We start from the raw sequence: 272 nt of genomic DNA, 5'->3' as shown, positions 1-272 counted from the left end.
TAACTAACGTTATTAAGGGGCGGCCCGGCTCGCCCCAACTCCCAGCTTGAGAGGCCCTGCCATGTCCCGTTCCGAAACCCTCTTCGCCAACGCGCAGAAGCACATCCCAGGTGGCGTCAACTCGCCGGTGCGCGCCTTCAAAAGCGTCGGCGGCACTCCGCTGTTCTTCAAGCACGCCGAAGGTGCCTACGTCACTGATGAAGACGACAAGCGCTACGTGGATTACGTCGGCTCATGGGGCCCGATGATCCTCGGCCACAGCCACCCGGACG

The 272-nt window shown here is 62.5% G+C and carries 1 protein-coding gene; it reads left to right on the top strand.

The features are described from left to right. Positions 1–61: 61 nt before the first annotated feature. On the top strand, positions 62–272 hold a 211-nt coding region (locus O4H47_RS17935; RefSeq protein WP_269395391.1), incomplete at its 3' end, for an aminotransferase class III-fold pyridoxal phosphate-dependent enzyme.

This window comes from Maritalea porphyrae (assembly GCF_027213965.1).
Taxonomy (GTDB): Bacteria; Pseudomonadota; Alphaproteobacteria; order Rhizobiales; family Devosiaceae; genus Maritalea; species Maritalea porphyrae_A.
This window is presented reverse-complemented; position numbering and strand designations above follow the sequence as displayed.